This window comes from Lentzea aerocolonigenes (assembly GCF_000955955.1).
Classification (GTDB): domain Bacteria; phylum Actinomycetota; class Actinomycetes; order Mycobacteriales; family Pseudonocardiaceae; genus Lentzea; species Lentzea aerocolonigenes_A.
Genome location: NZ_JYJG01000258.1, coordinates 1 through 6,852 on the forward strand (window position 1 = coordinate 1; position 6,852 = coordinate 6,852).

Genomic DNA, 6,852 nt, shown 5'->3' on the forward strand with positions numbered 1-6,852 from the left:
GTCTGGGGCAGAGCCCCAGGAGGAAGCACGCAACGCAAGGTGAAGCATCGCAAGGCGACCACCTACGAACGACAAACCGGCGCCCGCCAACGCAACAGAGACCACCTACGCACCCCGTGCGCCAGCGATCAACTCCCGATACCACTGCGCACTCTGCTTCAACGTGCGCTCCTGCGTCCCATAATCAACCCGGACAATGCCAAACCTCTTGGCATACCCGTATCCCCACTCAAAATTGTCCATCAACGACCACGCGAGATACCCACGCACGTCCGCCCCACCCCGAACCGCAGCAGCAACAGCCGAGATGTGCGACTCCAGATACGCGACCCGATCAGCATCAGCGACATACCCGTCCTCAACAGACAGGTCATCAAACGCCGCGCCGTTCTCCGTGATCACCATGGGCACGCCGTAGTCCTGCTGCAACCGCAGCAACAGCGCGGTGAACCCCTCAGGAACGATCTCCCACCCCATCGCGGTCACAGCCCGCCCCTGCGGCACCACCTCCGACACGGCCGGATCAGAAGTCGCCTTGTGCACATGCGACGTGTAGTAGTTGACACCCAACACGTCGATCGGCGTAGAGATGATCTCCAAATCCCCAGACCGCACCGGCAGCTCAGCCCCACGCGAAGCGATGTCCACCAGCACATCCTCGGGATAACGCCCGTGCACCAACGGATCCATGTAGATCCGCGTCCCCAGCCCATCGGCCCGCCGAGCCGCGTCGACATCCCGCGGATCATCCGAAGCAGCCGAATGCGTACCCATGTTCAACGTGATGCCCAAGGAGCCGACCCCACGCGACCGCAACTCCTGAACCGCCAGCCCATGCCCCAACAGCAGGTGATGAACAGCCCGCATGGCCTCGGCGAAGTTCGTACGCCCAGGCGCATGCCGCCCGGTGTCATACCCGAGCATCGCCGAACACCAAGGCTCGTTCAACGTGGTCCACGTGGGCACCCGATCACCCAACGCGTCATGCACCAGCCCAGCGAACTCGGCAAACCGGTAGGCAGTGTCCCGCAACGGCCACCCACCAGCATCCTCAAGCTCCTGCGGCAGATCCCAGTGGTACAACGTCAGCCAAGGATCTACCCCCTTCTCCAGCAGCTCGTCCACCAGCCGCGAGTAGAAGTCGATCCCTTTCGCATTGACCGGGCCACGCCCACCCGGCTGAATCCGCGGCCAGGACACCGAGAACCGGTACTTGTCCACCCCGAGCCGAGCAATCAAAGCCACATCTGAAGGCATCCGGTGATAGTGGTCGCAGGCGACATCCCCGTTCTCGCCCTGAGCAACCGCCCCAGGCCGCCGCGCGAACGTGTCCCAAATGGACAGTGTCCGCCCGTCCTCGTCGTACGCCCCTTCAATCTGGTACGCCGACGTCGCGACACCCCAGAAGAAGTCCGCAGGCAGCCCAGCAGTCACCTCAGACATGCACGCCCTCCAACCAGCAAGCCACCCGACGACGCTCCGAAACCGAATCCAGCGACGGCATCCGCTCGGAACAGACATCCATGGCCGAAGGACACCGCGGGTGGAACGGACATCCAGACGGCATCGACCGCAGATCCGGCGGCGACCCGGGAATCCCCCGCAACTCCCGCCGCGGCCCGCGCAACGCCGGGAACGACCCGAGCAACCCCTGGCTGTACGGATGCTTGGCGGCCCGGTAGATCTCGGACGCCGGCGCCTCCTCCACCACCCGCCCGCCGTACATGATCGCGATCCGATCGGAGAACTCGACCAGCAACGATATGTCGTGCGTGATGAAGACGACCGAGAAGCCGAGCGTCTCCCGCAGCCGCATCATCTGACCGAGGATCTGCCGCTGCACCACCACGTCCAACGCGGTGGTCGGCTCATCCATGATCACGATCTCGGGTTCCAGCGCCAACGCCATCGCGATCATCACCCGCTGCCGCATCCCACCGGACAGCTGATGCGGGTAAGCCGACAACCGATCCACCGGAATCCCGACCAGCGACAACAGCTCACGAGCACGAGAAACCCGCTCGGGCCGCTTCATCGCAGGCCGATGAGCACGCAACACGTCGTCGATCTGCGTGGCCACCGAGATCACCGGGTTCAGGGCGTTCATCGCGCCCTGGAACACGATCGCGATCTCGCTCCACCGCAGCACCTGCAGCTGCTTCTCGGTCAACGCCAGCAGGTCGTGCCCCTTGAACAGCACCTGACCGGACGGCACGTGCCCAGGCGGCTGCAACAACCGAGTCGCCGCATAGGCCAAAGTGGACTTGCCGCTACCGCTCTCCCCCGCCAGACCGAGCACTTCCCCGGCCTCCAGCGACAAAGACACGTTGTGCACGGCTCGCAGCGAGCCGTAGTCCACCGAGAGATCACGGATCTCCAGCACCGGGCTCATGCGCGCACCTTCCGCAGCCGGGGATTCGCGTACTCGTCGATCCCGAAGTTGATCAGCGCCAGCGCCGTGCCCAGCAACGCGATGCACAGGCCGGCGGGCACGAACCACCACCAGGCGCCTTGCCCCAGGGCCTGGTTGCTCTGCGCCCAGAACAGGATCGTTCCCCAGTTCCAGGTCGACAACGACACGACGCCGACGAACGACAGCGTGATCTGCAGCATCACCGCGAAGATCACCGTGCCGACGAACCCGGACGCGATGACCGCCATCAGGTTCGGCAGCACCTCGAACACGATGATCCGCCACGTCGACTCACCGGACGCCCGAGCAGCCTCGACGAAGTCGCGCCGCCGCAACGACATCGTCTGCGCCCGCAACACCCGAGCACCCCACGCCCACGCGGTCAGCGAAATCACCGCCGCGATCAGAACCGTGTCCGCGGAAGGCAACATCGACGCCACGATGATGATCAGCGGCAGCGCCGGGATCACCAGGAACACGTTGGACAGCATCGACAACGCCTCGTCGGCCGCGCCACCGAGGAACCCGGCGGTCACACCGACCAAAATGGACAGGAACGTCGCGAGCACACCGCAGACGAGCCCGACCACCATCACCCCACGAGTGCCAACGAGCACCTGCGAGAAGATGTCCTGCCCGGTCATGGTCGTGCCGAACCAGTGCGCGCCAGAGGGCGGCGACAGCAGGTCGTCGCCCATCGCGGACGGGTCGTACGGCGCGATCCACGAGCCGATCACCGCGATCAGCGTGAAGAAGGCCAGAATCCCCAGGCCCAGCTTGGTCTTGAAGTTCATCAGCCCTCCCGCCTCGTGCGCGGGTCCAGCAGCAGATAGCCGATGTCCGCGAGCAGGTTCGCCACCAGCACCGCCAGCGTGATCACCAGGAACACTCCCTGCATCAGCGGGTAGTCCTTCGCGCCGATGCCCTGGAACAGCACGTAACCCAGACCGGGATACGAGAACACCATCTCCACCAGCAGCGCGCCGCCGACGATGAACCCGAGCGACAAGGCGAAACCCGAGATCGACGGCAGCACGGCGTTGCGAGCCGCGTACGCGAACATGATCCGCTTCTGCGACAGCCCCTTGGCCCGCGCGACCAGCACGTAGTCCTCGGCCGTGACGGTCACCATCATGTTGCGCATGCCCAGGATCCACCCCGCCACCGAACTGACGACGATCGTGATTCCCGGCAGCACGGCGTGTTCCAGCACGCTGCCGATGAACTCGCCGGACCACTCCGGCACCAGCCCGGCCGCGTAGCCACCGGAGGCCGGCAGCAGCGGGAACGTCACGGAGAACACCGAGATCGCGATCAGCCCGAGCCAGAAGTACGGGATCGACGACAGGAACGTCGTCACCGGGATCAGGTTGTCCATCCACGACCCGCGCTTCCACCCCGCGTAGACACCGAGCAGGGTGCCCAGCAGGAACGCGATGATCGTCGTGACGCCGACCAGGCCCAAAGTCCACGGCAACGACTGCGACAGCACGTCGGCAACGGGCGTCGGGAAGAACGTGAACGACAGCCCGAGATCACCACGAGCCAACGCACCCCAGTAGTCGACGTACTGCTCCCAGATCGACTTCTTCTCGTCCAGCCCGAACAGGATGTACAGCGAAGCCATCGCGTCGCTGTTCAACCGCCCGCCGAGCTTGGTGATCATCGCCTGCACCGGGTCGCCCGGCAGCAAACGAGGAAGCAGGAAGTTCGCCGTGATCGCCGCCCACAACGTGATCAGGTAGAACAGTCCGCGGCGCAGCAGGAACGTCATGCCGCCGCCTCCACGTAGAGCCAGCAGGCCGCCCAGTGGCCGTCGCCGACGTCCGAACGCGGCGGCGCGTCGGTCCAGCAGCGCTCCTGGACCTTCGGGCAACGGGCCGCGAACTGGCAGCCGGCGGACACCGCAGCGACCTCCTCGACGGGTGCGTCCAACGCGACGACCGCGCGTTCCGGATCGGGCGCGGACTCGATCAGCAGCTGCGTGTAGGGATGTGCCGGCTGCTGCGTCACGGACTCGCTGTCGCCACCCTCGACGATCTGCCCGCCGTACATCACGAACGTCTCGTCGGCGAAGTAGCGCGCCGACGCGATGTCGTGCGTGATGTACAGAACGGCGAGCTTCAGCCGTTCCTTCAGGTCCAGCAACAGGTTCAGCACACCGAGCCGAATGGAAACGTCCAACATGGACACCGGCTCGTCCGCCAGCAACACCTCGGGGTGGGCCGCAAGCGCTCGCGCGATGGCGACGCGCTGCCGTTGACCACCGGAAAGCTCGTGCGGGTACCGCGAGGCGAAGTCGGCGGGCAGGTTCACCCGCTCCAGCAACTGCTCCACCGTCTCCGGCCGCTTGTGGATCTTCAACGGCCGGGCGAGGTGGTAGCGGATCGTGTGGATCGGGTTGAGCGATGCGAACGGGTCCTGGAACACCATCTGGACCTTGCGCCGGTACTCCCGGACCCGTCGCACCTTCTGCCCGTCCAACAGGATCTCGCCTGAGGTGGGGTCCACCAGCCGCGCCAGCAGCTTCGCCACCGTCGACTTGCCCGATCCCGATTCGCCGACGAGGGCGGTCACGCGCCCGCGGCGCAGGACGAGGGAGACGTCCTGCACCGCGCGCACGCGCTTGTAGGTCTTGACCAGACCTTTCGCTTCCAGCGCGACCTCATTCATGTCAGGCGGCCGGCTTCAGCTTCATGACGATCTGCAGCGCGTTCGGCAGCGTCGCCTGCGGAGGACCGTACGGGTCCTCGTCGGACGGCCAGCCGACCCAGTTCTTCGTGCTGTACTCGGCCCCGATCGGACCGGCGGAGGTCGGGATCATCGGCACCTGCTCGACCATGACCTTCTGCAGCGTCGCCAGGCTCTTGGCGCGCGCCGCGTCGTCCGTGGCGTTCGCGTACTCGGCCAGCGCGGCCGTCGCGTCGGGGTTGTTGTAGCGGCCGAAGTTCACCGCGGCCGTCTGCCCGATCGCCTTGATCTCCGCGCCGTCCATGATGTTCTGGTACATCTCGTACGGCGTGGCACCGGTGTTGGTCCAGCGCAGCGAGCCCTGGAAGGCGCCGTTCGCGAAGTCGGTCGTCCACGCGTCCGCGGTCTGCGTGCGCACGGTCGCCTCGATGCCGATCTTCTTCAGGTCGCTCTTGATGATGTCCAGCACCGTCAGGTAGTCCGACCAGCCGGACGGGTTGGTGAGTTCCAGCGTCACCGGCTTGCCGTCCGGCGCCTTGAGCACGTCGCCTTCCAGCTTGAACCCGGCCGCGGCCAGCTTCTGCTTCGCCTTGTCGACGTCGACCTTGAACCGCGCGTCCTTGTACTCCGGCGCGAGGAACGAGTCACCGGCGGGCAACGGCATGCCGGTGGGCGACTCCAGCTTCGGGAACAGCCGGGCCTCACCGCGGACGAAGATCGCCTCGCGGTCGATCACGTCGCTCATCGCCGAGCGCAACGCCGCGTTGTCGAAGGGCGCGACGGTGTTGTTCAGCCACAGGCCGTGGATGCCGAGACCGGCCGGGAACCACAGCTTGTGGTTCTTCGGGTCCTTGTCCACGTACAGCTTTTGGTAGTCCGGGATGAAGACGTAGGACCACTGCGACGCACCCGACGCCAGCGCGGTGGTCTGCGCCGTGTTGTCGTTGTACGAGGTGTACTGGATCTCCGGCACCTTCGGCAGGTCCTGCCAGTACTCGGAGCGCCGGGCGATCGTGACGGTCTGCGAGGTGAACGACTTCACCTGGTACGGACCGGTGCCGACCGGGTTCGGGTTCGTGAACGTCGTCGGGTCCGCGACACCGCTCCAGATGTGCTGCGGCACCACCATCACGCTGATGACCTTGTTGCGCGTCACGAACTGCGGGTTCGCGAACGTGACCTCGACCTTGCCGTCCGGCGTCGCCGTCGCGGTGTCGACCTTGAGCGAGTCGCGGTTGTTGAGCGCCGGCCACTTCTTCAGGATCTCGTACGAGAAGGCGACGTCAGCGGCCGTGAGCGGCTTGCCGTCGGACCACTTCACGTTCTCCCGGATCGTGAAGGTGACCTTCTTGTAGTTGTCCGACCACTCCCACTTCGTCGCGAGCCACGGCACCGGCTCCTGGGCCGGGCGCGTGTTGTTCACGAACGCGAGCGGCTCGTAGATCTGGTACCGGTAGCCGAGCGAACCCGCCGCCGACGTGGGCAGGAAGGGGTTGTGGTTCTCGGTCAGCGGCCCGTTGGGCATGCCCACGGTCAGCACCCCGGAAGCCTTGGTGGCGTTACCGGAGGAGCAACCTGTCGCCGCGAGCGCCAGTGCTACTGCGACGATGATTGTTCTGCGCATGGGGGAATCTCCCGATACGACGGCGTGTGAGAGCGCTCTCCCACACGTACGGCGAACTCACCGAGCCGCGTGACTGGCGTCTGCAAGTACCACCAACTCGCAGTTGGTAGTACTTGCAGACGCC

General features: G+C 65.6%; 6 protein-coding genes. All 6 read right to left on the reverse strand.

Going from position 1 to position 6,852, the window contains the following annotated elements; translation table 11 throughout:
- Positions 1 to 105 precede the first annotated feature (105 nt).
- From UK23_RS30380 to UK23_RS30405, 6 genes are read right to left on the reverse strand one after another with little or no spacing between them, the layout of a single operon-like run.
- A complete protein-coding gene (locus tag UK23_RS30380; protein ID WP_045315115.1) occupies positions 106 to 1,443 on the reverse strand; it encodes a GH1 family beta-glucosidase in 1,338 nt (445 codons plus the stop codon).
- Positions 1,436 to 2,392, reverse strand: a complete 957-nt coding sequence (locus tag UK23_RS30385; protein WP_045315116.1) for an ABC transporter ATP-binding protein — start codon at positions 2,390 to 2,392, stop codon at positions 1,436 to 1,438. Before UK23_RS30385 ends, UK23_RS30380 begins: the two co-directional genes overlap by 8 nt.
- A complete protein-coding gene (locus UK23_RS30390) occupies positions 2,389 to 3,207 on the reverse strand; it encodes an ABC transporter permease (protein ID WP_082115091.1) in 819 nt (272 codons plus the stop codon). The genes UK23_RS30385 and UK23_RS30390 overlap by 4 nt, the downstream gene beginning before the upstream one ends.
- Positions 3,207 to 4,187, reverse strand: coding sequence for an ABC transporter permease (locus tag UK23_RS30395; RefSeq protein ID WP_045315117.1), 981 nt, complete (start codon positions 4,185 to 4,187; stop codon positions 3,207 to 3,209). Before UK23_RS30395 ends, UK23_RS30390 begins: the two co-directional genes overlap by 1 nt.
- Complete coding sequence (locus UK23_RS55110) at positions 4,184 to 5,086, reverse strand: ABC transporter ATP-binding protein (protein ID WP_045315118.1); 903 nt, start codon at positions 5,084 to 5,086, stop codon at positions 4,184 to 4,186. Before UK23_RS55110 ends, UK23_RS30395 begins: the two co-directional genes overlap by 4 nt.
- Position 5,087: 1 nt before the next feature.
- A complete protein-coding gene (locus UK23_RS30405; protein ID WP_045315119.1) occupies positions 5,088 to 6,728 on the reverse strand; it encodes an ABC transporter substrate-binding protein in 1,641 nt (546 codons plus the stop codon).
- Positions 6,729 to 6,852 lie beyond the last annotated feature (124 nt).

Bases quoted from the DNA above. Each gene is read 5' to 3' on its own strand.
- UK23_RS30405 (WP_045315119.1), bottom strand. From the start codon at position 6,728: ATGCGCAGAACAATCATCGTCGCAGTAGCACTGGCGCTCGCGGCGACA.
- UK23_RS55110 (WP_045315118.1), bottom strand. From the start codon at position 5,086: ATGAATGAGGTCGCGCTGGAAGCGAAAGGTCTGGTCAAGACCTACAAG.
- UK23_RS30390 (WP_082115091.1), bottom strand. From the start codon at position 3,207: ATGAACTTCAAGACCAAGCTGGGCCTGGGGATTCTGGCCTTCTTCACG.
- UK23_RS30385 (WP_045315116.1), bottom strand. From the start codon at position 2,392: ATGAGCCCGGTGCTGGAGATCCGTGATCTCTCGGTGGACTACGGCTCG.
- UK23_RS30395 (WP_045315117.1), bottom strand. From the start codon at position 4,187: ATGACGTTCCTGCTGCGCCGCGGACTGTTCTACCTGATCACGTTGTGG.
- UK23_RS30380 (WP_045315115.1), bottom strand. From the start codon at position 1,443: ATGTCTGAGGTGACTGCTGGGCTGCCTGCGGACTTCTTCTGGGGTGTC.